Annotated in this window: 35 protein-coding genes, 1 tRNA gene and 1 pseudogene; 6 read left to right on the top strand and 31 right to left on the bottom strand. The window is 62.7% G+C overall.

The annotated features are described in order from the left end of the window. Positions 1 to 34 precede the first annotated feature (34 nt). The 10 genes and pseudogenes from V5279_RS21365 to V5279_RS21320 form a co-directional block, all read right to left on the bottom strand. Positions 35 to 484, bottom strand: coding sequence for a hypothetical protein (locus V5279_RS21365; protein WP_173642949.1), 450 nt, complete (start codon positions 482 to 484; stop codon positions 35 to 37). A gap of 93 nt (positions 485 to 577) precedes the next feature. Beyond that, a complete protein-coding gene (locus V5279_RS21360) occupies positions 578 to 1,891 on the bottom strand; it encodes a phage major capsid protein (protein ID WP_338700732.1) in 1,314 nt (437 codons plus the stop codon). A 244-nt stretch (positions 1,892 to 2,135) separates the two neighbouring features. Continuing rightward, positions 2,136 to 2,516, bottom strand: coding sequence for an NUDIX hydrolase (locus tag V5279_RS21355; protein ID WP_166205240.1), 381 nt, complete (start codon positions 2,514 to 2,516; stop codon positions 2,136 to 2,138). Between the two features lie 292 nt (positions 2,517 to 2,808). After that, positions 2,809 to 3,678, bottom strand: coding sequence for a S49 family peptidase (locus V5279_RS21350; RefSeq protein WP_338700729.1), 870 nt, complete (start codon positions 3,676 to 3,678; stop codon positions 2,809 to 2,811). Continuing rightward, a complete protein-coding gene (locus V5279_RS21345) occupies positions 3,671 to 5,017 on the bottom strand; it encodes a phage portal protein (protein WP_338700727.1) in 1,347 nt (448 codons plus the stop codon). The genes V5279_RS21350 and V5279_RS21345 overlap by 8 nt, the downstream gene beginning before the upstream one ends. Beyond that, positions 5,017 to 6,774, bottom strand: coding sequence for a terminase TerL endonuclease subunit (locus tag V5279_RS21340; RefSeq protein WP_338700725.1), 1,758 nt, complete (start codon positions 6,772 to 6,774; stop codon positions 5,017 to 5,019). The genes V5279_RS21345 and V5279_RS21340 overlap by 1 nt, the downstream gene beginning before the upstream one ends. Further along, a complete protein-coding gene (locus V5279_RS21335) occupies positions 6,774 to 7,268 on the bottom strand; it encodes a hypothetical protein (protein ID WP_166205243.1) in 495 nt (164 codons plus the stop codon). The genes V5279_RS21340 and V5279_RS21335 overlap by 1 nt, the downstream gene beginning before the upstream one ends. A gap of 15 nt (positions 7,269 to 7,283) precedes the next feature. Further along, positions 7,284 to 8,147: an IS21-like element helper ATPase IstB gene (gene istB, locus V5279_RS21330; protein ID WP_338687724.1), complete on the bottom strand. Its 864-nt coding sequence runs from the start codon at positions 8,145 to 8,147 to the stop codon at positions 7,284 to 7,286. A gap of 8 nt (positions 8,148 to 8,155) precedes the next feature. Next, a pseudogene (istA, locus tag V5279_RS21325) lies at positions 8,156 to 9,646 on the bottom strand (IS21 family transposase); the annotation flags it as partial. A 186-nt stretch (positions 9,647 to 9,832) separates the two neighbouring features. Then, a complete protein-coding gene (locus tag V5279_RS21320) occupies positions 9,833 to 10,114 on the bottom strand; it encodes an HNH endonuclease signature motif containing protein (protein ID WP_338700723.1) in 282 nt (93 codons plus the stop codon). Positions 10,115 to 10,232: 118 nt separating this feature from the next. Here V5279_RS21320 and V5279_RS21315 point away from each other — a divergent pair, with 118 nt between their 5' ends. Continuing rightward, a complete protein-coding gene (locus V5279_RS21315) occupies positions 10,233 to 10,421 on the top strand; it encodes a DUF3606 domain-containing protein (RefSeq protein ID WP_338700721.1) in 189 nt (62 codons plus the stop codon). A 219-nt stretch (positions 10,422 to 10,640) separates the two neighbouring features. On the opposite strand, the gene nusG is transcribed toward V5279_RS21315, so the two are convergent. From nusG to V5279_RS21240, 15 genes are all read right to left on the bottom strand, one after another. Further along, a complete protein-coding gene (nusG, locus tag V5279_RS21310; RefSeq protein ID WP_338700719.1) occupies positions 10,641 to 11,243 on the bottom strand; it encodes a hypothetical protein in 603 nt (200 codons plus the stop codon). A 2-nt stretch (positions 11,244 to 11,245) separates the two neighbouring features. Next, positions 11,246 to 12,502, bottom strand: coding sequence for a helix-turn-helix domain-containing protein (locus V5279_RS21305; RefSeq protein ID WP_338700717.1), 1,257 nt, complete (start codon positions 12,500 to 12,502; stop codon positions 11,246 to 11,248). A 4-nt stretch (positions 12,503 to 12,506) separates the two neighbouring features. After that, the gene (locus V5279_RS21300; protein WP_338700715.1) at positions 12,507 to 12,854 is read right to left on the bottom strand and encodes a hypothetical protein; all 348 of its coding nucleotides are present in this window, start codon (positions 12,852 to 12,854) and stop codon (positions 12,507 to 12,509) included. Further along, positions 12,841 to 13,341: an SANT/Myb-like DNA-binding domain-containing protein gene (locus V5279_RS21295; protein ID WP_338700712.1), complete on the bottom strand. Its 501-nt coding sequence runs from the start codon at positions 13,339 to 13,341 to the stop codon at positions 12,841 to 12,843. The genes V5279_RS21300 and V5279_RS21295 overlap by 14 nt, the downstream gene beginning before the upstream one ends. Further along, the gene (locus tag V5279_RS21290; RefSeq protein WP_166205248.1) at positions 13,338 to 13,544 is read right to left on the bottom strand and encodes a hypothetical protein; all 207 of its coding nucleotides are present in this window, start codon (positions 13,542 to 13,544) and stop codon (positions 13,338 to 13,340) included. Before V5279_RS21290 ends, V5279_RS21295 begins: the two co-directional genes overlap by 4 nt. Beyond that, complete coding sequence (locus V5279_RS21285) at positions 13,541 to 13,777, bottom strand: hypothetical protein (protein ID WP_210295603.1); 237 nt, start codon at positions 13,775 to 13,777, stop codon at positions 13,541 to 13,543. Before V5279_RS21285 ends, V5279_RS21290 begins: the two co-directional genes overlap by 4 nt. Next, the gene (locus V5279_RS21280) at positions 13,774 to 13,980 is read right to left on the bottom strand and encodes a hypothetical protein (protein ID WP_338700706.1); all 207 of its coding nucleotides are present in this window, start codon (positions 13,978 to 13,980) and stop codon (positions 13,774 to 13,776) included. Before V5279_RS21280 ends, V5279_RS21285 begins: the two co-directional genes overlap by 4 nt. Continuing rightward, entirely contained in the window at positions 13,977 to 14,528 is a 552-nt protein-coding gene (locus V5279_RS21275) for a DUF7220 family protein (RefSeq protein ID WP_338700704.1), read from the bottom strand. The genes V5279_RS21280 and V5279_RS21275 overlap by 4 nt, the downstream gene beginning before the upstream one ends. After that, positions 14,525 to 14,917, bottom strand: a complete 393-nt coding sequence (locus V5279_RS21270; protein ID WP_338700702.1) for a hypothetical protein — start codon at positions 14,915 to 14,917, stop codon at positions 14,525 to 14,527. The genes V5279_RS21275 and V5279_RS21270 overlap by 4 nt, the downstream gene beginning before the upstream one ends. Next, positions 14,914 to 16,719, bottom strand: coding sequence for a hypothetical protein (locus tag V5279_RS21265; RefSeq protein WP_338700700.1), 1,806 nt, complete (start codon positions 16,717 to 16,719; stop codon positions 14,914 to 14,916). Before V5279_RS21265 ends, V5279_RS21270 begins: the two co-directional genes overlap by 4 nt. Continuing rightward, entirely contained in the window at positions 16,716 to 17,198 is a 483-nt protein-coding gene (locus V5279_RS21260; protein ID WP_338700698.1) for an HNH endonuclease, read from the bottom strand. The genes V5279_RS21265 and V5279_RS21260 overlap by 4 nt, the downstream gene beginning before the upstream one ends. Next, entirely contained in the window at positions 17,198 to 17,476 is a 279-nt protein-coding gene (locus V5279_RS21255) for a DUF2312 domain-containing protein (RefSeq protein WP_338700696.1), read from the bottom strand. The genes V5279_RS21260 and V5279_RS21255 overlap by 1 nt, the downstream gene beginning before the upstream one ends. Then, positions 17,473 to 17,625 carry a hypothetical protein gene (locus V5279_RS21250; RefSeq protein WP_338700694.1) on the bottom strand — a complete coding sequence of 51 codons (153 nt, stop codon included), beginning with the start codon at positions 17,623 to 17,625 and terminating at the stop codon, positions 17,473 to 17,475. The genes V5279_RS21255 and V5279_RS21250 overlap by 4 nt, the downstream gene beginning before the upstream one ends. Beyond that, positions 17,622 to 17,924 (bottom strand): hypothetical protein, encoded by a 303-nt coding sequence (locus V5279_RS21245; RefSeq protein ID WP_338700692.1) that lies wholly within the window; start codon positions 17,922 to 17,924, stop codon positions 17,622 to 17,624. Before V5279_RS21245 ends, V5279_RS21250 begins: the two co-directional genes overlap by 4 nt. A 100-nt stretch (positions 17,925 to 18,024) precedes the next feature. After that, a complete protein-coding gene (locus V5279_RS21240; RefSeq protein WP_338700689.1) occupies positions 18,025 to 18,246 on the bottom strand; it encodes a hypothetical protein in 222 nt (73 codons plus the stop codon). On the opposite strand from V5279_RS21240, the gene V5279_RS21235 reads away from it, so the two are divergent. The 5 genes from V5279_RS21235 (at position 18,245) to V5279_RS21215 (ending at position 19,918) form a co-directional block, all read left to right on the top strand. Then, positions 18,245 to 18,937 (top strand): LexA family transcriptional regulator, encoded by a 693-nt coding sequence (locus V5279_RS21235; RefSeq protein ID WP_338700687.1) that lies wholly within the window; start codon positions 18,245 to 18,247, stop codon positions 18,935 to 18,937. The two genes, V5279_RS21240 and V5279_RS21235, sit on opposite strands and share 2 nt — an antisense overlap. A gap of 237 nt (positions 18,938 to 19,174) precedes the next feature. Next, on the top strand, positions 19,175 to 19,324 hold the full coding sequence (locus tag V5279_RS21230) for a hypothetical protein (protein ID WP_223967798.1): 150 nt from the start codon (positions 19,175 to 19,177) through the stop codon (positions 19,322 to 19,324). 14 nt (positions 19,325 to 19,338) lie between these two features. Beyond that, positions 19,339 to 19,548, top strand: a complete 210-nt coding sequence (locus V5279_RS21225) for a hypothetical protein (RefSeq protein WP_338700668.1) — start codon at positions 19,339 to 19,341, stop codon at positions 19,546 to 19,548. Beyond that, positions 19,545 to 19,715: a hypothetical protein gene (locus V5279_RS21220; protein WP_338700666.1), complete on the top strand. Its 171-nt coding sequence runs from the start codon at positions 19,545 to 19,547 to the stop codon at positions 19,713 to 19,715. The genes V5279_RS21225 and V5279_RS21220 overlap by 4 nt, the downstream gene beginning before the upstream one ends. Beyond that, positions 19,712 to 19,918: a hypothetical protein gene (locus V5279_RS21215; RefSeq protein ID WP_338700664.1), complete on the top strand. Its 207-nt coding sequence runs from the start codon at positions 19,712 to 19,714 to the stop codon at positions 19,916 to 19,918. The genes V5279_RS21220 and V5279_RS21215 overlap by 4 nt, the downstream gene beginning before the upstream one ends. Before the next feature lie 20 nt (positions 19,919 to 19,938). Here the strand turns inward: V5279_RS21215 and V5279_RS21210 are convergent, their stop codons facing one another. From V5279_RS21210 to V5279_RS21185, 6 genes are all read right to left on the bottom strand, one after another. Further along, on the bottom strand, positions 19,939 to 20,442 hold the full coding sequence (locus V5279_RS21210; RefSeq protein ID WP_338700663.1) for a hypothetical protein: 504 nt from the start codon (positions 20,440 to 20,442) through the stop codon (positions 19,939 to 19,941). A gap of 145 nt (positions 20,443 to 20,587) precedes the next feature. Next, entirely contained in the window at positions 20,588 to 21,085 is a 498-nt protein-coding gene (locus V5279_RS21205; RefSeq protein WP_338701322.1) for a type II toxin-antitoxin system YhaV family toxin, read from the bottom strand. Then, positions 21,082 to 21,414, bottom strand: a complete 333-nt coding sequence (locus V5279_RS21200; protein WP_338700661.1) for a type II toxin-antitoxin system PrlF family antitoxin — start codon at positions 21,412 to 21,414, stop codon at positions 21,082 to 21,084. The genes V5279_RS21205 and V5279_RS21200 overlap by 4 nt, the downstream gene beginning before the upstream one ends. A 342-nt stretch (positions 21,415 to 21,756) precedes the next feature. Continuing rightward, positions 21,757 to 21,831, bottom strand: a tRNA-Glu gene (locus tag V5279_RS21195). A gap of 147 nt (positions 21,832 to 21,978) precedes the next feature. Further along, positions 21,979 to 22,140 carry a hypothetical protein gene (locus V5279_RS21190; RefSeq protein WP_224741639.1) on the bottom strand — a complete coding sequence of 54 codons (162 nt, stop codon included), beginning with the start codon at positions 22,138 to 22,140 and terminating at the stop codon, positions 21,979 to 21,981. Between the two features lie 126 nt (positions 22,141 to 22,266). Next, entirely contained in the window at positions 22,267 to 22,623 is a 357-nt protein-coding gene (locus V5279_RS21185; RefSeq protein ID WP_338700659.1) for a hypothetical protein, read from the bottom strand. Positions 22,624 to 22,779 lie beyond the last annotated feature (156 nt).

Here is a 22,779-nt window from a genome sequence, read left to right as displayed (position 1 = left end):
CGCCTCGGCCTGGTGCGGCCGAGGCGCCAGAGGATCAGCCGACGAACTCGGCGACAGACGCCGCATCGTTGTCGGTTGCGAACCCGTACCGCGGATCGAAACCGAGCACGGAGCAGCCGACCAGGCTCGCGGCGACCGCAGGCGTCACTGACACCTGGAAGAATCCGAAGCCGTTATTGATGTCCAGATCTTCCTGCTTGAGGTTAATCAGGACCTGCTTGTTATCGTCCGCGCCGGCTTTCGTGCGCTGAGTGATCGCTTTGCCGGCGATGTCCTTTGCACCGGCGCCGGCGGCCGAGGTCGCCTGCTGGATCTTGGCGTCGACGGTCGCCGCAGCGCCGAGCGCGCCGAGCGAGATCACGGCCATATAGTTGTGGAACTTGCCGGCATCGATCCAGCCCGTGGTCAGCGCAGCAGCGGACGATTGCGGGTTGATCGAGTCGACGACGCTGACGCGCTGCGACGGTTTGAGATTGGTGTGCATTTGCACTCCTCATGGTTGGGAAACGAAACGCGGCTGTTACTCGCGCCGGCCAGCCGGCGCGCCGTCATTGTCCGACGAGCTCGCCGAGCTCGATCAGCGCGCCTCGAGCGCGACGAAATGCGACTTGGTGTTAGCGCCCTTGGCCGGCGCGACCGGCGCCGACAGGTAAGGCTGACCGCCCATTCGGAAGATCCAGCGGAAGGCCGCCAGGTTGTAGTCAAAAAACAGATGGATCGAGGCGGCGAAATCGATGCCGCCGCCGGACTTGGTCGCGAGCGCATAGCCCGAGAGGTCGACGCAGGTCAGGTCGCCGAGGTCGCCGAGCGTTGCACTGTGCTCATTGAAGATCAGCGGACGGCCGAGGAAAACGCCGCCATCCGGCGCGCCGGCGAGCGGCTGATTCAGCGGCAGCCACGCCGGCACGTTGCCGATCGTCAGCTGACCGACCTGCGGCAGAATGTCGGAATTGCCGAGCCACATCGGCCGGCCACCCATCCGCAGCAGACGCGAATACATCTTGAGGACGTTGGGGACCGTGATCGTATCCGTGGCCTGGCCGCCCTCCTTTGCGACCGTCACCAGCGCTGGCGAATTCATGAAACCGAGCGGCTTGCCCTTGCCGTCGCCGGTCATGACCGCTTCAAACGCTTTCCAGCGGATCGCGTTGGCGGCCTGGTTAAAGATGCGGTTCTGCAACCGCGGCGCATCGTCGAGGACCTCCTGCGAGGCCAGCACGAAGGCATAGAGCTCATGCAGCTGGATGATCTCGCCGGTCATCGCCGCCTTGGTCGCAATTAGCTGCGTGCCCTCAGAGCGCCAGGCCGCCTGGACGCCGGACGCGCCCCAGGGCGTGGTCTCGTCCTTTGCGATCGCGATCGAGTTGCCCTGCGTCGGCTCCGGATTGCAGAAACCGAGCAGGTTCTGGTCGTCGAAAACGAGCGCCCAGATCTGCTCGCGATACTCGGTCGGCACCAGGAAGCCCTCGCCGCTGCCGCCCTGGTTCTGCTGGAAATTGCTCGGCGCCGCGCCGAGACGCGGATCGAGGCCGCCGCCGGTCATGGCATTACGGACCGAAACCGCGAATTCCGCGACGCTGCGGAAACCGCCGGTCCGCTCCGGATTGATGTCGTTGACGACGGTCGCCAGCGCCGGACCGCCGAGCGCGGTTGAGGAGCCGAACAGCGCCGTCCGGCGCAGCTTCTTTTCCTCGGCCGAGATCTGCTTGTCGAGCTCGGCGACCTCGGCCTCGAGCGCGTCGACCTTGGTCTCGAGCTCGCCGACCTGCGCGGTCTCGGCCTCGGTCGGATTGGCCTTGCCCTGCAGCGCGTTGAGCTGCTCGAGCGCGGTTTTGCCGTCCTTTGCCTTGTTGGCGCGGGCCTGGCGCAGCTGCTTGATGTCCACTCGCATGGATCAATGACTCCTGGTTGGTTGTGTGGTTTGCCTGGACGGAGAAAGAGCCCGCGTTCCCGCTGTCCAGGCGACGGCGCGGGTCGAGCAACTCAGGAATTGAAATGAAAAGGCCTCGGCGGCTGGCCTGCAATGGGTGAGCGGCCGCCTTAGGGCGCGCTAACCGGACACGCGCGTCCGCTCTTCACCAATGAACTGCAGGCGACATGAACCGAAGATGAGAGAGCCGCCAACTGAGGCGGCCTTACTTTTTCGGAAAGAGCTTGTCCCTGACATACCGGGACGTGGGCGTAAGTCGAATGCCGCGCGGCTTACGCCAGATGGCTTTGTCGATCTCTTTCTTGTCGCCAATGGTCAGGGGACCGGATGTTTTTCTGGCGACAAAGATCGCGTCGCTCATCTTTCTGCCTGAGCGGCGGTTCTTTGATTTTACTTCCTTCCAGAGCCGGACGCGCCCGAGCTTGAGCTTGGGTAGCTCCTCTTTGATTTCTCTTCGCAGGCAGTCTTTGTCAGTCTCGCGTGGCCGCTTGCGACCGCCAGGAAACATCCAAAGCCGGTCACTCTTGCGCCGCACCAAAAGAACCTTACCGCGCTTTACGGCTATGAGTTTTGAGGACTTCGCCATTTCCATTTTCGCCGACCAGAATCGGTGAGCAACTATAGCACAATATGGGTTAGGCCTCAGTTTCCGCAGGCTTAAAGCTAATGGGGCACATACTCGTAAACGACGAGAGCCCCAAGTCCGATCATGGCGACCAGAACGGCTATTGCGAGAAGGGACTGCGGGCGCATCAGCATCCTCCTGCTTCCAAAGGACATTCGCCAAGCTACCTCAGTAGTCCGCTTTGGGGTCATTTGCAGGCGTTTCTGAGTCGGTCGAGCCATGTCCGCTCTACGCCTATACGCGCACGACCCGGCTAATCAAATACCAGCGCCGATCGCCGGCGCGAGTTCGGCCGCGGCGAGCGCTGCTGCAGCATGCCGCCGATGACCTGGTCGAGCGTTGCGATCCGGTCGGCCATGCCACGGGCGACGGCCTCGCGCGCGCCGACCATGCGGCCCTGACCGAATTCCTCGCAGACTTTGGTTTGCGACACGCGCCGGCCGCTCGCGACCGCCTTGACGAAATCGGCGCCGGCCTCGTTTGCGCGGCCCTGCAGATAGGCCCTCGCCTCGTCCGACAGCGGCGCAAACGGATGCGCCTCGTTCTTATTCGGCGATTGCTCCGAGCGGACGATCGTCATCTTGATCCCGACCTGGTCGAGCCAGCCGGAAATATCCTGATGCATAATCATCGCACCGATCGAACCGACGTCCGCGGACGGCGTCATCACCAGCTCGCCGGCCTGCGAGGCGATCCAATAGGCAGCCGAGGCCGCGAGCGTGTTTGCGATCGCGACGACCGGCTTTTTCGCGGCGGCTGCAGCGACCGCGGTCGCCGCCTCGACCGTCCCCGAAACCGTTCCGCCAGGACTATCGACGTCGAGGACGATGCCGGCGACGTCCTGGTCATCGGCCGCGCGCGTGACCTGCGCGGCAATGCCGGACAGGCTCGAGCCGAACCAACTGCCGCGCGGCGTCAGTCCGCCGGCGACCGAGACCAGCGCGATCTTGCTCGCCGAGCTCGAGGCCTGCGCCGCCGCGGCTGCGACGAGCGCCTGGCGCTGCTCGGCGCGAGCCAGGCAATCGGCGAGCGCCGACACCTCGAGCGCGACCAGGGCGTCGATTGACGATATCTGCGTCAGGACTTGGCGCTGATCCGGCGCCGCGGTTTCAATCTTAATCATTGTTGCCGTCCTCGTTTGGAGAGCTCGAGCCGCCGCCGGCGCCGCCCTTATCGTCGCCGCCCTGCGCGCCACCGGCGGAGTCCTTTGTCAGCGGGTTTTTGTACTCATTGCCGCCGGGATCGGTCCGCGGCGACATGTTCTCAAACCGCAGGATGTCATTCGCAGACAACCATTCGCCCTGGCGTCCGATCAGATAGGCCCGATAACGATTCAGCAGATCGCCGCGCAGCAGGCCGAAGAAATTGAATTCGAAAAACAGATTTCCGTTTTCGTTGTCGAGCAGCAGATCCCGCTCGACGCCCTGCTCGAGCTCGATCGCAAGCGGCGCCATACAGCCGACGACAAAATCGAGCGACTGCTGCTCGACGTTATTGTTTGTCGCGCGTTTCAGGCGCGAGGCGCGATGCGGCGGGTAACTCCATAGGCCGAAAACTGCAGTGTCGGCGGCGTCCTCGGTCTCGAGCAGCTGCGCCTCGGAATTGGTCACCTTGATCGGATTATATTTGACGCCATGCGTCAGCAACCGGTCCTTGTGCCTGTTCAGCCCGGTCCCTGCAGCGCGCCAGTTTTCGAGGAATGTGTTTCGTTCTTCCTTGTCCTTGAACACGCCGGGATGCTCGAGCGTGCCGCCGGACTGGCCGTTATTCTTGAACCAGATGTCCCCGTAGTCATGCACAGCGATCGCGCGCGCAAAGACGTTCCGCGCACTATGGAAAATCGGCTCGCCGAGCAGGCCATCCTCGCGCAGCGGATTCGAGCGGATATGCCAGAGCTCGTCGTCGCGATAGGTCGTCTGTTTCAACTGCGCGCCCTGGACGATCGTCGCCGGCGGATTGAACGTGTAATATAGATGGCCGTCGATTCCGCGCTCGACCATCGCCAGGCGCCGCGGATGCAGCCATTCGAGGCCGCCGACCGCGTAGTAGTTCGAGGCGCGCGGATCTCCCGGCGGCACGATCGCACAATAGGAATTCCGATAATAAGAAACGTTCCAGGCGAGCTCGCCGACCAGCTCCGCCGGCGTCTGGCGGCCGTTCGGCCTGGCCGCAAATAGTCTGGTGACCGGATGATCCGGCAGCGCCTCGCGCGCGCCTTTGGCGCCGCGCCGATAGACCGACGCCGGCAGCGATTTCATCGCCGAGGTAAGGCCGTGACGCACGGCCTGGACGGCGCCGAGCTGGCTGACGTTGCTGTCCCGGACGTCGACCCCGGCGAGCGACATGCGACCCCCGAAATCCGCCCAATATTGCGGATCGCTCATGTCGCGCGGCGCGCCAGGATCGAACGCATTGGCGACCGCACGAAACGCCGAGCCCAGCCCGCTCCTCAAAATTCCCATCAGACCACCGTCAGGATGTCAGCGCCGGTCACGAGCAGGCCGGCCGTTGGATTCCAGCTCATGAGGATCGCGGCCTCGAGCAACGCGATAAACGGGTCGATCTTGGCCGAGCCGGCGACCTGCTTGGTCACCATGTCCGCGTTGCCGCGGCGCTCGGTTTTGGCGTTGCCGACAACCCAGGACATGAGGCCTTGCCCGGCATGCCAGAACGTTGCGTCGGCGAGCTTGAAATCGAGGCCATAAACCGCCGGCGCGAGCGCCGAGCCCTGCAGCAGCCGCCGGAGCATGTCGTCGGTCACGCCGACAGCGGTCAAAGCCTCGATAATGGCCGCCGCCTGGTTCGGATCGATGCCAACGCCGTTTTTCTGCGGCAGCAGGCCGCTCGCGACAATGCGAGCGACCAGGACGCCGAGATCCGCGATCGCGTCCGCCATGTCGACGATCGTCATCGACCCTTCCTCGACGAAATCCTGCAGCTGGTTCGCGATGTCTTTCCGCCGCTCGAGGACGATCGGATCTGCCCAGGCGTAGGACCAGGACAGCCAATGCCGCGTACCGCGCTCGCGGCCAATCACCGCCAGGCCGAGGAGGTCGTCGCGGCCGCCGGAGTCGATTCCGATCGTGACGACCTCGCAGCGCGCCAGGATCGCGTCGAGGTCGAGTCCCCTGATGACCTGCGCATCCCAGAGATCCGCGCCGCCCCAACCCTCGTTATTGATGCCCTGGCCGATCTCGATATTGAGATGCTGCGACGCCCAGATCCGGATCGCTTCCTCGCCCTTGTCGCGCTCGCCTTCCCAATCTGCGACGAGCTCCGCCAGGGCCGGACCTGAACGGCCGAGGTTCGGCATCACCATCGGCCAGTTGACCGGGTTCATCCAGCGCGGCTCGACTCCGTTTTTCCGCTCCTCGCGCGTCAGCGTCGCAATATCCTGCGGAAATTCGTAGAGCAGCGGCAACATCGGCCGAATGACCTTGCCGCGATACTTCCCGTCACGAACATTGCGCGCGAATTTCAGCTCCGACTTGAAGATCCCGGCTGGAATGTCATCGCTCTGCGTCGTCGTCATGACGAGCAGGCCTTCCGGCGTCTTGTCGAGGCCGCCGCGGATCTGGCGCAGTACCTTGGCGCCCTTTGCGTTGAATCCGAGCAGATGGATCTCGTCGAGCAGCACGAAAAACAGGCCCATCGCGCCGGTCAGGATGTTGACGTCGAAAGTTTTGACCTGCGCCTCGGCCTTGGTGACCAGGTCCTCGATCATCATCTCATGATCGTGAGTGCGAAAGCGCCGTTTCAGATCCGGCGACTCCTCGATCATGCCAACCGCCTGGTCATAGGCGCGCGTCGAGATCGCCTGCGTCGGACCGACAAACAGCGCTTTGCCGCGAGGCCGATAGTTCATCAGCATCGCGACGATCAGCAGCGCCGCCGAGTTGGTCGTTTTTGACGATCCTTTCGGCACCAGCGCGAGAATGTCGCGGATATGCCGGACCTGGTTGGCCGCATCCCAGCTGCCGAACGCGGCGCGCACCAGCTCGCGAAACCACGGACCGGACGCGGTCCGCATTTTCGGCTTGCCCGGCACGTCAGGAAGCTGGATCTCGTCATAGAACGCCTGCGCCATGTCCGCCTCGCCGGCGAACAGCGGCATATCCGGCATGAGCGAGCGGCCGTCGCGGATGCGCTCGGCCCAATCGACTCGGGACAGATCCCACGTCGCAGCGGCCGGCGCCGCGGGCTCAATCGAGGGCAGCATCAGTGCGAGGTCCCTGCCTGCTGACGGCGCATCATGAGCTCGCCGAGCGGCGTGCCGGCGTCGGGCTGGTGCGCGGCGGCGAGCGCGGCGGCTTTCTTGCCGATCTTCTCGGCCGGCGCCTTTTCAGCTGGCGCCGCCTTGGCTGGCTTCTGCGTCTGGCCGTACAGCATGAGATCGTTGCGCTCGAGATACTTCTGGAATTCCCGGATCGCCGAGACGTTGCCGGCGTTGACGCCGTCCATCAGTTTGACGCCGACCTGTGCGACCAAGCGATCGCGCGCGACGTCCCGGAATTTGAGCTCTGAAAAATAATGCTTCCGCAGCGTCGGCTGCGTGATGAAGAGCGCCGACGCAATCCGTGCGTTGTTCCAGCCGAGCGCGACTAACAGGCTGACACGATTCCGGTTTTGCTGGCTCGGCACATGCTCCGGCCGGCCGCGCTGCCCCCAGTTGGACGGCACCGGATCGCCGAACAGGTCGAAAACATCGGCCATGATGAAAAAAACTTGTCAATCGGCCTGCAAATTTGACCCCTCATCGGCGTCCAATTTTGACCCCTTCGTGCGGCGGGGTTTGCTGGTAGCGCTCGTCTCGTCGGAGCTGGCCGGGATAGCGGAGGCGAGACGAGCGCGGGTGGCGTGATCGTCGTCTCGGCTCTTGAATCGCCAGCTGTCGTTGCCGGTCTCGACGATGTCGCAGTGATGGGTCAATCGGTCGAGCAGCGCGGTGGTCATTTTGGCGTCGCCGAACACGCTCGGCCATTCGCCGAAGGCGAGATTGGTGGTCACGATGATGGAGGCCCGCTCATAGAGCCGGCTGACGAGGTGGAAGAGAAGCTGTCCACCGGACTGGGCGAAGGGCAAATAGCCGAGTTCATCCAGCACGATGAAGTCCATCCGGGTCAGATGCTCGGCGAGCCGTCCTTGCCGTCCGTTGCGGGTCTCGGTCTCGAGGCGATTGACGAGGTCGACTACGTTGAAGAAGCGGCCGCGGGCACCGGATCGGATGCAGCTTCTGGCGATGGCAATGGCCAGGTGGGTCTTGCCTGTGCCGGTTCCGCCAACCAGCACGACGTTGCGTTGTTGGGCGATGAAGCCGCCGCCAGCGAGATCATTGACGAGCGTCTGATTGATCGGCGTGCCGTCGAACTGGAAGTCGGCGATGTCCTTGGCAAGCGGCAGCTTGGCAATGGTGAGCTGGTATTTGATCGACCTTGCTTGCTTCTCGTTGATCTCGGCGTTGAGCAGGTCGCCGACAATGCGCTGAGGTTCGTGCTGGCGCTTGACGGCGGTTGCCATGATCTCGTCGAAGGCGGCCTTCATGCCGTAGAGCTTCAGTTCGCCCATGAGGTCGAAGATTTGGGTTCGTTCCATCAGATGGTCCTCCGGAGGTTGTCGTAGCGGGCACAATCGGCGATCGGTGCATGACGGAGCGTCAGTGCGGCCGGCGTCATGATGTTGGCCGGTGGGGCGGGTTCACGTTGACGGGCCAGGATATTGAGCACGACATCGGCGGAATGGACGCCATGACCGAGCGCTTCGGCACAGGCCGCTTCCACCGCGGGCAGACCGTCAGTCAGCACCGCGTTGAGGATGTCGACCATCTGCCGATTGCCATCGTCGGTGCTGGCAAGCTTGCGCCGGATCCGCTCGATCGCGGCCGGCAGCACCCAGTCTTTGAAGGGAGCACCGTTGCGCAAGGCGCCGGGTTTGCGGGCGAGCACCGGCACATAATGCCAGGGGTCGTAGACGGTATCGCCGCGGCCAAAGGATCGCGGGTGCTCGGCAACGATGCATCCATCCTGACGGATCACGATGCGATCGGCATAGGCTTGAACCTCGACCGGTCGTCCGACTGCGCTGGCTGCGACCGAGTACTTGTTGTTGTCGAAGCGCACCAGGCAGGTCTTCGAGACCGATGCCGTCACCGCATGGAAGCCGTCGAAGCGGCCGGCATAGGGAACGAGTTTGGGGCGTTCGGCTTCGAACACTTCCCAGATCGTCTGATCGACCAGCTCCGGATGGCGATGAGCCTTGGCGTAGGCGATGCATTTGTCGAGCAGCCAGGCGTTTAACTCGTCGAGGTTTTTGAACCGCAGCCGCGGCGTGAAGAAGCGTTCCCTGACCAGCCCGACCTGGTTCTCGACCTGCCCCTTCTCCCAGCCCGACGCTGGCGTGCAGGCGACCGGATCGACCAGATAGTGGCTGCACATCTGCAGGAAGCGGCGATTGTAGAGACGCCCTTTACCGACGAAGATCGTCTCTACGGCAGTCTTCATGTTGTCGTAGATGCCGCGGGTGCAGGTACCTTTGAACAGGGCGAACGCCCGGTCGTGGGCGTCGAACACCATCTCCTGCGTCTCCCGCGGATAGGCCCGCACGAACAGCATGCGGCTGTGGCAGAGCCGGACATGGGCGGCCTTCACCATTACCGTGGTGCCGCTCAGCAAGACCACCTCGTGGCTCCAGTCGAACTGATAGGCTTCGCCTGGGGCAAAGCTCAGCGGGACATAAGCGGCCGCGGTCGATTGCCCGCGTTCTTTGCTCCACCGCCTGGCGTAACGCCGCACCGCATCGTAACCGCCGTCATAGCCGCGGCCGCGCAGCTCTTCGAAGATCCGGATCAACGTCAGCTGTTCACGAGCCGATTTGGCCGCGTTCGCCGCCAGCAATCCGTCAAGCTCTACTGCCCATCGTCCCAGCTTTGGCCGCGGCTGCACCTGCCGCTCGTACTCGAAGGAGGTCTCTCCCGACCTCAGCACCTTCCGGACCGTGTTCCGCGACACCTTCAGGTCACGGGCGATCTCCTTGATTGTCTTGCCCTTGATGAAGTGCTCGCGCCGGATCCGGGCAATCGTCTCCACGATCAGCATCCCCCACCACCTGCTTCGTTCCAAAGCAGGCAGCGCAACAGACCAATCTGTAGGGGGTCAATTTTGGACGCCGATCCCCCGGCTTAGGGGGTCAATATTGCAGGCCGAATGACAAAAAACCCGTCAGTGTGAGATGGGCCGGTCCGCGGAGAGGTAGCTCCGAAGGAAATGCCCACCCCCTACCCCTCAATCCCAGACGCCGCGCGTGTGCAGGCTCGCTTGCTCCTCGGTCTGCTTCACGCTGTCGTGGCATGACTTGCAGAGCGTCTGCAGGTTGCTCTCATCCCAGAACAGACGCTCATCACCACGATGCGGAATGACGTGGTCGCAGACGAGCAGCGAGGTATCAGGCTCGACCCTGCCGCATGCCTTGCGTTGGCATGTGTAGAGATCGCGCAGGAAGATGCGCAGACGCAGCGCTCGCCACCGCGCGAGCTTGTACCAAGCCTTCCACGGCGGCTGATGCATCGACAGCGGTATCGTTCTTACCGAACGTCCAAACAGAGACACGAAAAGACTGGCATATGCGATCGCGCCACCTATCTATGGTGGTGATGCCGTCACACACACCTAGGAGGAGACGCAGATGTCTGACGATCTTAAGAACCGTGGCCCTGCTGACCGGGCACGTATCAATATCCACGAAGACTACGAAGTTCGCTACTGGTGCCCGAGGTTCGGCTGCACAAAGGCCGAGTTGATCGATGCCGTGAAGCACGCTGGCGTCATGGTGAACATGGTGGAGAACTACCTGAAACAGAAGAAGAAGCGCTGAATGAAAAAGGGCCGCTTGAAGGAACAAGCGGCCCAAGTCTAGGGAGGAAACGCCCAAAGAGGGCGGCGACAGCGCGAGGCGCTACCGCACAACATAAGTACGAAACGACAAAGCCCGGCGCAAGGCCGGGCTTTGGAAGGTCGCGGCGCGCTGCGCGCGGCCACCCGAATCAGGCTCTGCGCTTTTAGCCGAGCTGCCGCGAATGCACTGCACCGCGAATTAGACGATCAGCTCGATCTGCGTCTCGGTCAAACCACTTACCTTGACGCCGCGCCTTCCGTCCTCAACGTAGACAGTGAGTCGGCCATTTGAGTCAATTCGCTCGATCAGAGCGCGGAAGCCCGCGAACAGGCCGTCAACAATTGCGATGCGTTGATTGATCGCGAGCCGCACCTGCTTGCGCTGCGATGGCGGCAGACCCTCGCAAATGGCGATATCCCGCATCAGCTGCATTTCTTCCGGCTTGAGCCAACAGCGCAGCGTGCCAAGCTGCAGCAGATTGTCGACGTCATCGATCGCGCGGATCTGGTCGATCCGCCTGAGCTCGAAATCGGGAAGGAAAATCAGACCAGGCAGAAACGGCCGAACGATCTTGCGCCCGAGATGCGGGCGACGCGCATCGAGCCCGGTCCTGCGGTTGACTACGCTTGTGACGGTCAGCGACCAGCCGCTAATGCCTCGCTCCTCGAATGCTCGCATCACGCGCGCGTCGCGGCCCGGTGTCACGCGCAGCAGGTGCCAGCGCTCCGGCGTTACCGGCACTGTTGCGAACTCGTCCAATACCGAGACATACCCGACGATCTGCCCCTTGCGGTATTGCATGTTCATTCGCTCTCCCCTGCGCCTTGCCACGTCCCATCGCGCCGCGGCGGCCACGGCGCCGGCACGCGAAAGCCCTGCTTTGACTTTCTCAAACGGAAATTCGGGCTCGATGCAGAGACGCCGTGAACGCTCGGATCAAACGGCTCGAGAAAGATCCGCTCGGCCTGCGGCTCTGCGCCGATCCAGAGCGCCAGGCGATCGCGCCAGGCGGCAAACTGCGGCGTTCCGAGGTCGGCGACCCGCCACGCCACGCGATCGGCGCCGGCAAACGCAGCCATTGCGGCCAGGTCTGCCTGCGGCCCGAGCTGCGTCCAGACGCCCTCGCCGAGATCCTGCTCGCGGATGGTGCGCAGCTCGCGTCGCTCGGCGATCTGCATCGCCACTGCCAAGCCCTTGAGCTCGTCGTCTTGCACGAACCGCCGTTGCGGAGGCGCGGCCTTTGCCAGCGCAGCACCAGGCGCGGGGAATTCGCGAAACCCGCGCGTCCGCACCCAGAGATGAAAATTCATCGGCCGGCGCTGTTTGAGCTCGCGCAGCTTCGCCATGTAGAGCGGCACCGCATGAGCGCACCAGGCGCGATCGTCCTGCGTCAGGAGGCGGAACTCCTCGAGCGCCAGGTCGCGCCGCATGACCTCGTGGCCGACATAGCTCTCGAATGCGGCTGCGAACTCGACCGGCTCGCCTTCCTCGATCGTTTTATGATCGTCCGGAAATCCCCCGGAGGGGGACTTAGGGGGATCTTCCGGTTCAGGTTCAGAGATTAGGCCCTTACCCGAGTGGTAGGGCTGGCGGAGTCCTGGCGCAGGGCTAACCTCCGAATTTAGCCCTATCTGGCAGGCAGGGCTAATCTCGCCCTCGTCGGCAATCGTTTCATCGAGATCCTCCGCAACCGCCCGGCCAGCGGCGCGCGCCTCGATCAGATAAGGATCAACATCGTAGAGCAGCCGGATCTTGTCGGTCGTCCGTTTGCCGCGGCCATTCCCGTTCCTGTTCCCCTGGTCGTCGATCCATTGATCCTGCCGCGAGATCGCGCCGATCTCCTGCAGCCAGGACAGGCGTCGCCGAACCGTTTGCGGCGACAGCTCGCAATCCTCCGCCAACGAGGGAATGCTGACAAAACAGGTGCCCTCGGCGTCGACGTAGAGCGTCAACATGCTCAACAGGATCTTGGCCTGAATATTTCGCAGGCGCAGATTGCGCGCCCAGCTATGCGCCTCGTCGGCGGCGATGCGGCGAGCCCGCCGTTTCGCGGTCGTCATGGTTTCACGTCCTAAGCAAATTTTTCGGGAGACGCTGACGCAACAAACACTGAAAATTCACGGCCGCGGCTGCAGCAGACGGTCGACGATGTCGCGCCGGCAGCCGCGAGAACGCGTCGAGCTCGATCGCGTCGAAGATCCGCTCGAGCCAGTCACGGCGGAAACGGCGCCGTTTGAGCAGCGGCGGATCGACGACGCCGGCCGCGACCGCGTCGAGATCCGGGATCTCGTATTCCTCGAGCTCGCCGAGCTCGGCACCCTTGACGACTAGTTGGCAGATCACGTCGGCGAGAGCCATCGCCGGCGGCCCTCCGGCGGCCAGGCAGCGCACGATCGCGTTAGCTCGAGGCATTGCCGCCCCTGCGCTCCGCCCTGCGCTGGTCGAGCGCGCTGCGGCCTGGCGGAGGATCTCCGAGCACGCCGCCCGTCAGGCCGCGCTCGGCGATCCTGGCGAGCAGCTCGGCACGCTCGCGCAGGCCGGCCAGCGCCGCGGTCCCCTGCTTGTCCTGGACGATGACGGGCTTAGGCGCGGCCGGCGCGATCGACGGCGACAGTACCTCGACGAGCGTCCTCACGATCGCCGGAACGACAGGCCTCGGAGGCGTCGACGGTTTCCGCGGCCTCGGCGGCCGCAGCCCCCGTGCCTTCCAATTCCGCCGCGTCGCGAGGTTGTCGGTCTGCAAATCCGTGTAATAGCGGCGCTCGCAGCCGCCCCGCGATCGGCCCGGCATATGCTGCTCGATCTTGCTCCAAGGCACGCCCAGCACGTCGCGCGCATGCAGCAGCTTTGCGTCCTCGAGATCCGTCCAGACCGGATTGCGCTTGCGCTTCTCGGTCATGCTGCGACTGCCTCGCGCCGCGCGTCGCAGGCCGGCGTCGCCGTGCAATGGATGCGCTCCTCGTCGCGCCAGAACTCATCCCAATAGCCGGCAGGACCGCGTTCACGGCGACCGACCTTGACCATGTCGCATCGGATGCACTGCTGTTCGGTCTTGAGCGGAAATCGGACCTTCTCGCCCCACTTGTGCCGCGTCGAGCTCATGCGCGCCGAGCTCCGACGATCGCCACCTTGCCGAACAGCAGCCGCGAGATCACTTGCTCGCCGCACTCGCAGACCAAATAGTCAATTGGAAATGCCTCGACGATGCCGGCCTGATCGTCTGCATAGACGACGTTGTGAACCTCGCAATCGTCGAGCGTGACGGTTACTGGCAAGTCAGAGAAATGCTCGCGCCAATAATTCGGGTCGCGCGGATCGGCTGAGACTTTCATCACGCCACCCTCCGGACGCGCGCCTCGAGATCCTCGCCGCCAACATCGCCGGCGACGCGTTCAAGACGCTCGCCAGGCAGCCAAGCCGTACGGAACGCTTCGTCACGCCGGGCAGACCAGCCGCTCTGTACCCAGCCAAGGGAATAACCGAACATGAACAGCGCAAACGCGCCGACCGCGATCGCGGCGATCTCGAGTTGCGTCATTGCCGGAGCTCCTGCGCGGCAAGCGGTCGCCTCAATCCAGCCGGGACACTGGTCGGATTGCGATTGCGATCGAACCGCTCGCCCTCGGCAATCGCCAAGGCGACGCCGCGCACCAGGTCGCGCCGATAGCCGGCCGGCTTCCACCATTCGCGCGTCCAGGGCCATTCGTGCGGCACTGCCGGCGATTCCGTGCCGGCATGCAGAACGTAGCTGGCGCCGGCCTTCGCCAGCGTGCCGCGATCGTAACCGTCATCGTGCTCGGTCGACCAACCCTCGCGCTCGATCTGGCGAAAGCGCTCGGCAATAACGGCTTGCATGAAAGGCGACAGCGGCCTGCGGATATGCAGCGCCTCGAAAAGCCGGCGCAGCAGATACGATCGGCAGATGGAGATCGCCGTCATGATTAAGGCAAACGTGACGTTTTGCGCGATCGAGACTCTGACGCCGAGCAGCGGCAGGAAATAGATCTGGGCGGCGAGGCTGATGCCAAAGCCAACAACGACGTTGATCGTGCTCTCCGCGAGCGATGCCAGTTTCGTTTGCCTCATTGCCGCAATGCCCCTTTGATGCTTGCCTCGTTTTGCTGCAGCCAGCGCAGCGTATTCGCGGCGGCCTCGAGGCCGTCGCGTTGATAAACCGCCGCGGCCGAGCTCAGCTTGGCCCGCGCGCCGCTGCGTCGATCTTTGAGCTCGGTCTCGACCGCAGTGACCTGCCTGGTCATCGAAACTGCGCAGCTCGGCAGCGCGCACGGCGCCGCCGCAGCGATGCGCGCCTCGTTCTGCTGCAGCCAGCGCAGCGTTCTCGCGCCGGCCTCGAGGCCGTCGCATTGGCGTTGCGACGCAGACCGATCGAGCCTCGAGCGCGCGCCGGCACTGCGATCTTTGATCTCGGTCTCGACCGCAGCGATCTGCCGGAACAGTGCGATCTTGTCGGTCACGCGCGCGCCTCGAGCTCGAGCTGCGCAGGCGATGCGACCAGCTGCGCGAGGAATTCGCGACCGGCGCCGGTCACCTTGACGCTCGACGTCGAGCAATGCGCAAAACCGGCGCCGACCAGGTGCCGGACCATGTCGTCGGAAACCGTCTCGCCGGCGTCGATCGCGAGCAGCGCTGCCTGAATGTCGAGCTCGTCCTCGGTCAGCGGCAATCGCGTTTGCAGCTTGCCGTCGACGACCTCCGCCGCAGCACGATCGCGGCGCGCGAGATCCATTTCAGTTTGCGCGACGACGAGCGCCGGAGCCGGTTTCGGCGTCCGGCGCAGGAATGCCGGGATATCGAGCCCGTCATCGGAAAGGTCGCGTCCAGGTCGGTTCGCCGGCGGCTCGGCTGCATCAACGCGGCCGGTAACGGCGACGCTCGAAACGACTTCCCCGATCGGCAACGAGGCAACGTCGGCCGAAAGGGCTGGACGATCGCCGGCGTGAGCTCCGGCGTCCGCTAACTGTGAGGCCGCAGCGCTATGGCTACCCGTTGCGGCCTCGTCCGATGACCGACCATCGGCAGTCCGATCGCGCGGCGGTTCTATACCCGCCGGCACCCCGTCAGGCGCCGAGCTCTCGCCCGCGATCGCTTGGGAAATGATTTCTGTCGCCGTTGCCTGGTTGCCCCACGCATCCCAGCCGGCCGGCAATGGATTCTCGGCATCGACGCGGGCAAACAGCTCGAGCACCGGCACACCGCCGCCCATCGCCGCGATCATGCGCCGGTAATGCTCCGGCTTGCGCGAATGGCCGAGCGGTCGCGATCGCTCGCGATGGTTGGAGCCGAACTTTTCGCCGCTTGCCGGTTTCGGCAGGCCTTTGCCGCGTTTGAACAGCAGCAGGATCTCGTCCTGATCGCGCACCAGGACGGCGCCGCCGGCCTCGTCCGGATGCTCCTCGTCGTTTTTGGTCCAGACGAACGCGGTCGAATAGGCCTCAAAGCCCCACGACAGCGCGACGGCCGAGGCGAGCGGCATCTGGACGCGGACCATGATGACCTCGCCGGTCCGGAGATCCGTCGCCTCGATCTCGGCCTCATGCCAGGCGAGCATATGGGCGCGCGGAATCCAGAGAAACAGCCAGGCATCCGGCAGGACCATGTCCCTGACCGGCAGCGCGCAGATCTCCGCCCATGGCATGGTCGGATAATGGTTTTCATAGGAGCGGCTGGTCACGCCCTGGTTTCGATACCAGGGCGGATCGGCGTAGATGATCGGATACTTGCGGCCGGTCGGCTGCAGCGCCGAGGCGTCAGACAGCGCCTGCGCCAGACCGCGGCGATGCTCCCTGCCCTTTTCCTCGGCGCCGACCTTGGCCAGGTCCATCGCGACGCGGCCGGCGCCGGCGCGCATTTCCTCCTGGTGACGATCGAGCGCGGCCTCGAATTCGGCCGGCGGCATCGCGGCCAGGCGCTGCGCCTTCGATGACAGTTTGCGGTCGATCCCGGCCTCGGCGAGTGTCGGCCGGTCATCTTCTGGCTGTTCCGAAACCGAACCGCCAGAAACGTTCCGGCCGCGCAGCTGACCGCGCGATCCGGTATTGAGCCCGACCGTTTCCTTTTGCGCGACGATCATCTCGCCGAGGCGCCGCTCGGCGCGGAAACGCAGCTGCGCCGCCTGGATCTCGAGGTCGCGATCCTTCGCCTGGCGCGCGTAGTGGCGCATTGCCTCGGCCTGGCTGCGGATCTCCTGGACCTCGTCGACCGCGACGGCCTCGGCCAGCGCCTTGCGCGCGGCCTCATAGCGAACGAGCTCGGTCAAAACGGGATCTCCTCGAGTTGAGGCTGCGGCGGCAGGCCGGCGACGAGCTCGCGGACGATGTCCTCGAGCGACGGCGCCGAGCCGCGCCTGCGGCGGTTGGCTGCGTTTTCTTGCTTGGTTGCCCAGCGCAGATTTGCGCGGCGGTTGTCGAGCGTCTGACCGTTGATATGGTCGACGAAATGCGAGCGCAGGTAAGCCTCGTCTCGCGGCTCGGCTAGGATCATGATCTCGCGATGCATGCGGACGGTCGCGCGCGAGACGTCAACGTTGCGCTTGGCGTAGCGCATCCAATCGCCGCGGCCGGCGTGCCAGACGTTCCAGATCTTTTCCGACAGCCAGGCGTAATCGACGGCGTCGACCAGCGTCCAGATCGGCTCGCGCGCCGAAAGCCAGATCCGCCGCCAGGGCGTGCCGGTCAGGTCGACCAGGTCCGCCGACGCCTCGAGCTCCTCGCGCGTCTTTGCGAAACAGCCGTGCATCAAAGCATTCCCAGCGCCTGCATGTAGGTCTCGAGGATCGCTTCCTCGGCCTCGCGCTCGATCGGATCTAGCTTGCGCAGCTTGACGATCGCGCGCAGCGCCTTGACGTCGAAACCGTTGCTTTTGGCCTCGGCATAGACGTCGCTGATGTCGTCGGAGACCGTCTTTTTCTCCTCGATCAGGCGCTCGACGCGCTCAATGATCGATTTCAGCTGGTCTTTTGCGATCGTCGTCGCGCGGGTTTCTGCGGCCGCGTGAACACCTTCCTGTCCGATCATCGGCGCACCCAGCGGAAGCCGGCGCCCGTATCGATCTGCGTAAACCGCTGCCGCCATGCGATGACACTCAGAACGGCTGCCAGACCGAGGCCGAGGAAAATGCCCATCAACGTGTAGAGCTGCGGGTCGGAAAGCCGCTCTGTGATCATGGAACGATCCCCCTCTCCAGCGCGGCGAGCCGACGCTGCGCCGCCTCGATGTCCCCGCGCGCCTTTGCGATTTCGTAGGTCCGGCGCATGGCAACCGCCCACGGCTGGTTGCTGCTCCTGGTCATGGTCAGGAGCACGAGGTCGCCGATGTCGCTGTTGATCAGCCGGTCCAGCGCCTCGAAATCCGGCGCCGCCTTACCGGTTTTCCACCGATAACAATCGCGTTCGGATCGGCCCGTCCGAACGTGCATTTCCCAAACAAAATCAGCCTTAAAGCGCTTCTGCAGCACGTCGAGCACGCGCAGCCACGATTGACGACTTCGTCGCGATCTACTGACGACTTTGTCAGCAGCGGGGTTTGACTGTCCCCGCGCGGGATTTACGCTGCGGGTCATGTGTTCAGTTGCTCTGCTTTCTTGTCGTCGGGCGCGGTCCGACCCCGACCCAATCGTTTGGCGTCACGTCGCCTTCCGTCAGCGCGAAGATCATCGCCATTGCTGCGTGGTCAGGCTCGCGCTCGCCGGTGCGGTAACGGCGAACCGTTTCACCAGACCAACCTGCCTTCCGGCCAAAGCTGGGGTTGGTCTCGCGTTGCTTGGTCATCCAGTCGTCGAAGCGCATGACCAGTTACTCACACCATTCTGGTGTTGATTCGCAAGAGGATTACACCGTTTTGGTGTTTGAAGGCCACACCAATTTGGTGCCCCCTGCGGTCATGAAGGGCAAATTTCCAAACGGTCTCGCAGAAGCGATGGAGCGTCGCGCTATCAGCCAAGGCGCGCTTGCAAAGGCTATTGGCACCACCCAGCAGCAGATCAGCAAGCTGGTGCACGGCGAGCGCGAGATGACGGCGCTATGGGCAGAAAGGCTCGCGCCACTTTTGCGGACGTCGCCAGAAAAGCTGGTTTTTCCAGGCCTCAAGACCTTCCGAGCACCGCTGCTTTCATGGGTCAGCGCTGGGCGGCTGGCTCATCAGGAGGGCGTGAAACGCTCGGACGTTCGCAAATATGTTTATCTGGCCGACCTGCCAAAGGGCGACTGGATTGTCCTCGAGGTTCAGGGGGATTCCATGGATAGGATCGCACCTGACGGCGCGTACATCTGCGTCAACCTCGCGGATCATCGCGTCGTTAACGACAAGTTCTACGTTTTCGGCACACCTGAAGGCGAAGCCACCTTCAAGCGCTACCGCGCCGGTAACCCGCCCCGGTTGCAGCCATATTCAACGAATCCCGATCACGAAACGATTCATATGAGCGGCGAGACCGTCATTGTTGGACGCGTTGGCAGGGTCATCCATGAACTGACTTGAGTGGTAAGAAGCCACCGCAATTCGCACTCACACCGATTTGGTGTTGACTTCACACCAAATTGGAGTTGGAAGTATTCCCCGTGAAACAAACGGGGAACCCCTATGCGACGTCCTTCCTGCAATCGCCTTCCTGCCCTCATCCGCGCGACTGCCGCTCAAGCAACCGTCCCTGACTACATTGATACCGCGCTGGTAAAGCCACGCTCGCCGCTTTCTCCGAGCGAGACCATCAAGCGCATGGCTGACGATATGCGCGCCGCCTCCTATCGCGAGGGCGGCATTACCGAGGATGATCTCGAGCGGCTCGGCTTCACCCGTTCGCAGATCAAAGCGCATGCGGCTGACGCTCGCGCGCTGGCGCATCAGCTCGCCGGGCCGAGCCTTTGAGGGGCCCCTCCCTGATGAAGCGCCTTCAACGCAATCATTACATTGCGCTCACGCTGCTCGAATACGGCCCCTTCGATCGGCACCCGCGCGGCGGCTGGCGGTTCGGCGCCAGGAGGATCACGAGCGAAATGGCCGACTGCCTGATCTCCGGCGGCCGCGCCCAAATCGTTGATGATAAGCTGCGTCCAGTATTGCGCGTCGTATCCGCGAGGCGACGTAGATGAAGCTTGCGATCTTCATCGCAGCCAGCGTTGTGGTCGGCCTTCTGGCCGGCCTTCGCATCGGTTACCGCCGCGGCTTCGAAGGTGGCGTAGAGGCGGCAGAGCGCCTCTATCCAACGATCAAAGTGTGTGGAGAAAGCGACACGGCTCACAGCGAGCGCCGCGCATGAGCGCGCCGATCACCGAGAAACGACTGCTCGATGCGATCGCCGTCGTTTCCGAGGTGATTGTCCTGCACGGAGTGAAGTACGCGCCACTGCTCGATCGCCTCGAGGCGGAGCTCGAGTTACTCAAGCGCTACGAAGACCCAGTCAGCCGTGCCCGGCGGCACTTAGAGCGGCAAGCGGTCGCGGACGATTTGAGAAGTTTGTGAGACTGCTCGCGATGTCGTGACTAAGATTTATCGTCAGATGAAGCGAGTGCGCGATCAACGGCCCCGCTAATCAGGATAAGTCGTCGCCCGGCACCTATGATGCCGTCAACGATTTTCTGAAATCGTTCGGGCGGAAAATATTCGCCATGCACATGGCCCCTCGATTTGGAAGATCGTCGAAGTGCCGTGACTGCGGGATGACCAATTCTGTTGTCACGTTTCCATGTGCCGTGGATAATAAGGTTTCTATCTGGCTCCAATGCTTTAATTTCTTTGATTAGCTGTGGAAGGTCGGCTGAAATCGATGCCAGTTGTGGCATGGCATCAAACAGCTTTTGTATTATCTTAAGCCGCGCTCTTAGCTGAGTTTCTTCCGTTACCGCGCGACCTACGTGCGTCTTCGTCCTCAGGAGTGACCAGATAAGGTGCTCGGCCGCAAACTCCAGGTAGGACCAATGGAAGGCGACGCGGCCGATGCTATAAATTTCGCTGCGAGTTAGCGTTAATTCCTGCAAATGCCTCATAGGGGCGGCCCCGCATTGCTAGAAAGCCGGAAGAATTCGATGAGAAGAAGCCAAGAGCGCTTCGAGGCCGCGCTCAAGACACCTCATGAGCCGTTGAAGCAAAGGCCGAGGGGGCGCGCCAAGAAAAAGAAGGAAAGAAGGCAGGCTAGGCGCCACCCTCTTTAGTTAGAACTTTTTCGACTGATCCAGAACCCTGACAAGCTGCCAGCAATTCCTTCCAAGTCGTGGGCGGGTTGCCATCAGATAGCATTTTTGAGAATACAGCATAGGCGTCTGATTTCGCCCCGTAAGTGCGCAATGTATTTTCGTCATTCACCCAAGCGTAGATGATGACCTTGGCGCTGGAATCATACCTGAAGAAAAGTCGGAATCGACCATTCCCAAATTTATCCCGAAGCCAGTGCTTATTTTCTGACCCCATGGAAGCGCCAAGTCGGTAGCGTTGATTTGCGGGGTCGGCAGGAATCCGCTCTAGGGCAACAGTTGTGATCGCCTTCAGTAGCTTAGCGTTTGCCTTCTTGGCGTAATTTCTCGGGTCGCGCTCCTTGTCGCGCGCAACCGCAGCAACAAGCTTGTTCAGCTGCTGCAAGAAGAGTGGATGGGCATAGATTGTCCATCCATTTATCGTGAGAAGGTCGCTCAGAGGTCAACGTCGCCTTCAATTTGATCGTCTGGATCAAACTGGACGCCCGCCGTCAAACCTGCAATGGTCTTGGCAAGTTCGGGAGGGAAGGCTCGCAAACCCTCTGGATTGGCCTGGATGTCCTTTGCAAGAAAAGACAAGAATGCTGCGATTGCCGGATCTGCATCCTCGTCCGCGCGTCGGATCGTTACACCGCTTTCATCCACCCGAAATGCGATTTGATCGCCCTCGTTGACGCCAAGCGCCTGACGAACGGGTTTGGGGATCGTGGTCTGTCCCTTTGATGTAACGGTGCTAACTTCCTCAAAACTAAATGCCAGCAAAACCATTGGCTCCTCCCATGGTTAGGCGGGATACGACCCAGGTAAGGAATTTTCCTTACTTTGTCAACAGTTATTTGAGGTTCGGGTTCCTGTTGGTTCCAGCCTTGCGAAGAATTCGGCTGAATTGTCTAGAAGCCGCAAACGCAGGAAGGCGCCAGGCTAGCCGCAGCAAGTCCCGCTTAACTAGGTTGGAGTTTTCAGACGCTTGCCAGAATCGCCGCTATGGAAAAAGCAGAACATGATGTGAACCGAAGACGCGTTAATGCGTCCAACAAAATGTCCAACACGACGAAGGGTCATCGGCTAAGAGCTTGAATTGACTGATGGTTTTTCGGATGATTTGCTCAATGGCGCTCCCTAGCGGAATCGAACCGCTCTCTCCACCGTGAAAGGGTGGCGTCCTAACCGATAGACGAAGGGAGCAAAACTCCCGGCAAATCAATACGTTAGACGTGAGACATGCCAGATTGGCCGCTACCGGCGAACGGCTGCGACGGCCGAACGTATAGTGGCGATTGGGCGGACGGGCAAGCGTTGAGAATGCTTTTCCCGGATCCCCGCCCCCCGGGGTCACTGGCAGGACAATCCGGCCTCGATCGAGGTCCAGAAGCCGCAATGCAACGGCACATGCGCATGGGCCCGCGAGCCGCCCACATGAATCAGGATGGCGGCGGCAAGCGCAACGACGACGGCGGGAACAATGAATCTTCGGAGCGACATGAGGCTGCGCATCGAACGATATCGTGGCCTAACTAAGGCCAGCGGACATCGATCGAAATCTGGGAACGGCGCACGCCTCGCGTTGTTTGGGCATGATCTTTCTCGGAAAACCGCTTCGCACTTTTCCGGATCATGCCGCTAGTGATTGGTCGCGCTCGCGACGTCCTGGCCCTGGCGATTGCTCGCTTGCGCCACGGGAGTCGGCTTGATGCAGGTGCTGCAGATCACGAGCTTGCGCGCCAGCCGAGCGTCCGCATCCGCTTCCGACATCTGCGCATCCGGCGTCTCCGCGACGGCCGGTGACGTATTGCGGGCGTGGCGCCGCGACTGCGGGAGATTGGGGTCCTGTCCGGCACCGTCCCAAGCCAGTGGCCCGGTCCCCGCCGGCGGTGTGGTCATGCTGTATTGCTGCGAATATTGCGCGCAGGCGCCGAGCGCGATCGGGAGAAACAGCACAACGGCCTTGCGAGCCCAGTTCCGGAATGCAGACATCATCACACTCACACGCTATTCGTACTGTCGTACTGCGACCTAAGAGCAGAACCGCTAAGAAATCGTTTGCCCTGATTGTTCCGTCGCATCCAACCGCGACAGCATCAAGACGGGATTGAGGCGCCAACACGTAAGATCAAGACGCAAATCCGGAGTCCA

This window comes from Bradyrhizobium sp. 26S5 (assembly GCF_036923295.1).
GTDB lineage: Bacteria > Pseudomonadota > Alphaproteobacteria > Rhizobiales > Xanthobacteraceae > Bradyrhizobium > Bradyrhizobium septentrionale.
Note: the sequence above shows the minus strand (reverse complement) of the source record. Positions and strands in the feature narration are given on the sequence as shown.

Excerpts from the sequence above, each read along its gene's own strand:
- V5279_RS21365 (WP_173642949.1), bottom strand. The coding sequence starts at position 484 with ATGCACACCAATCTCAAACCGTCGCAGCGCGTCAGCGTCGTCGACTCG.
- V5279_RS21360 (WP_338700732.1), bottom strand. The coding sequence starts at position 1,891 with ATGCGAGTGGACATCAAGCAGCTGCGCCAGGCCCGCGCCAACAAGGCA.
- V5279_RS21355 (WP_166205240.1), bottom strand. The coding sequence starts at position 2,516 with ATGGCGAAGTCCTCAAAACTCATAGCCGTAAAGCGCGGTAAGGTTCTT.
- V5279_RS21350 (WP_338700729.1), bottom strand. The coding sequence starts at position 3,678 with ATGATTAAGATTGAAACCGCGGCGCCGGATCAGCGCCAAGTCCTGACG.
- V5279_RS21345 (WP_338700727.1), bottom strand. The coding sequence starts at position 5,017 with ATGGGAATTTTGAGGAGCGGGCTGGGCTCGGCGTTTCGTGCGGTCGCC.
- V5279_RS21340 (WP_338700725.1), bottom strand. The coding sequence starts at position 6,774 with ATGCTGCCCTCGATTGAGCCCGCGGCGCCGGCCGCTGCGACGTGGGAT.
- V5279_RS21335 (WP_166205243.1), bottom strand. The coding sequence starts at position 7,268 with ATGGCCGATGTTTTCGACCTGTTCGGCGATCCGGTGCCGTCCAACTGG.
- istB (WP_338687724.1), bottom strand. The coding sequence starts at position 8,147 with ATGGAACGAACCCAAATCTTCGACCTCATGGGCGAACTGAAGCTCTAC.
- V5279_RS21320 (WP_338700723.1), bottom strand. The coding sequence starts at position 10,114 with ATGCATCAGCCGCCGTGGAAGGCTTGGTACAAGCTCGCGCGGTGGCGA.
- V5279_RS21315 (WP_338700721.1), top strand. The coding sequence starts at position 10,233 with ATGTCTGACGATCTTAAGAACCGTGGCCCTGCTGACCGGGCACGTATC.
- nusG (WP_338700719.1), bottom strand. The coding sequence starts at position 11,243 with ATGCAATACCGCAAGGGGCAGATCGTCGGGTATGTCTCGGTATTGGAC.
- V5279_RS21305 (WP_338700717.1), bottom strand. The coding sequence starts at position 12,502 with ATGACGACCGCGAAACGGCGGGCTCGCCGCATCGCCGCCGACGAGGCG.
- V5279_RS21300 (WP_338700715.1), bottom strand. The coding sequence starts at position 12,854 with ATGCCTCGAGCTAACGCGATCGTGCGCTGCCTGGCCGCCGGAGGGCCG.
- V5279_RS21295 (WP_338700712.1), bottom strand. The coding sequence starts at position 13,341 with ATGACCGAGAAGCGCAAGCGCAATCCGGTCTGGACGGATCTCGAGGAC.
- V5279_RS21290 (WP_166205248.1), bottom strand. The coding sequence starts at position 13,544 with ATGAGCTCGACGCGGCACAAGTGGGGCGAGAAGGTCCGATTTCCGCTC.
- V5279_RS21280 (WP_338700706.1), bottom strand. The coding sequence starts at position 13,980 with ATGACGCAACTCGAGATCGCCGCGATCGCGGTCGGCGCGTTTGCGCTG.
- V5279_RS21275 (WP_338700704.1), bottom strand. The coding sequence starts at position 14,528 with ATGAGGCAAACGAAACTGGCATCGCTCGCGGAGAGCACGATCAACGTC.
- V5279_RS21260 (WP_338700698.1), bottom strand. The coding sequence starts at position 17,198 with ATGCACGGCTGTTTCGCAAAGACGCGCGAGGAGCTCGAGGCGTCGGCG.
- V5279_RS21255 (WP_338700696.1), bottom strand. The coding sequence starts at position 17,476 with ATGATCGGACAGGAAGGTGTTCACGCGGCCGCAGAAACCCGCGCGACG.
- V5279_RS21250 (WP_338700694.1), bottom strand. The coding sequence starts at position 17,625 with ATGATCACAGAGCGGCTTTCCGACCCGCAGCTCTACACGTTGATGGGC.
- V5279_RS21235 (WP_338700687.1), top strand. The coding sequence starts at position 18,245 with ATGACCAGTTACTCACACCATTCTGGTGTTGATTCGCAAGAGGATTAC.
- V5279_RS21240 (WP_338700689.1), bottom strand. The coding sequence starts at position 18,246 with ATGCGCTTCGACGACTGGATGACCAAGCAACGCGAGACCAACCCCAGC.
- V5279_RS21230 (WP_223967798.1), top strand. The coding sequence starts at position 19,175 with ATGGCTGACGATATGCGCGCCGCCTCCTATCGCGAGGGCGGCATTACC.
- V5279_RS21225 (WP_338700668.1), top strand. The coding sequence starts at position 19,339 with ATGAAGCGCCTTCAACGCAATCATTACATTGCGCTCACGCTGCTCGAA.
- V5279_RS21220 (WP_338700666.1), top strand. The coding sequence starts at position 19,545 with ATGAAGCTTGCGATCTTCATCGCAGCCAGCGTTGTGGTCGGCCTTCTG.
- V5279_RS21215 (WP_338700664.1), top strand. The coding sequence starts at position 19,712 with ATGAGCGCGCCGATCACCGAGAAACGACTGCTCGATGCGATCGCCGTC.
- V5279_RS21210 (WP_338700663.1), bottom strand. The coding sequence starts at position 20,442 with ATGAGGCATTTGCAGGAATTAACGCTAACTCGCAGCGAAATTTATAGC.
- V5279_RS21200 (WP_338700661.1), bottom strand. The coding sequence starts at position 21,414 with ATGGTTTTGCTGGCATTTAGTTTTGAGGAAGTTAGCACCGTTACATCA.
- V5279_RS21190 (WP_224741639.1), bottom strand. The coding sequence starts at position 22,140 with ATGCGCAGCCTCATGTCGCTCCGAAGATTCATTGTTCCCGCCGTCGTC.
- V5279_RS21185 (WP_338700659.1), bottom strand. The coding sequence starts at position 22,623 with ATGATGTCTGCATTCCGGAACTGGGCTCGCAAGGCCGTTGTGCTGTTT.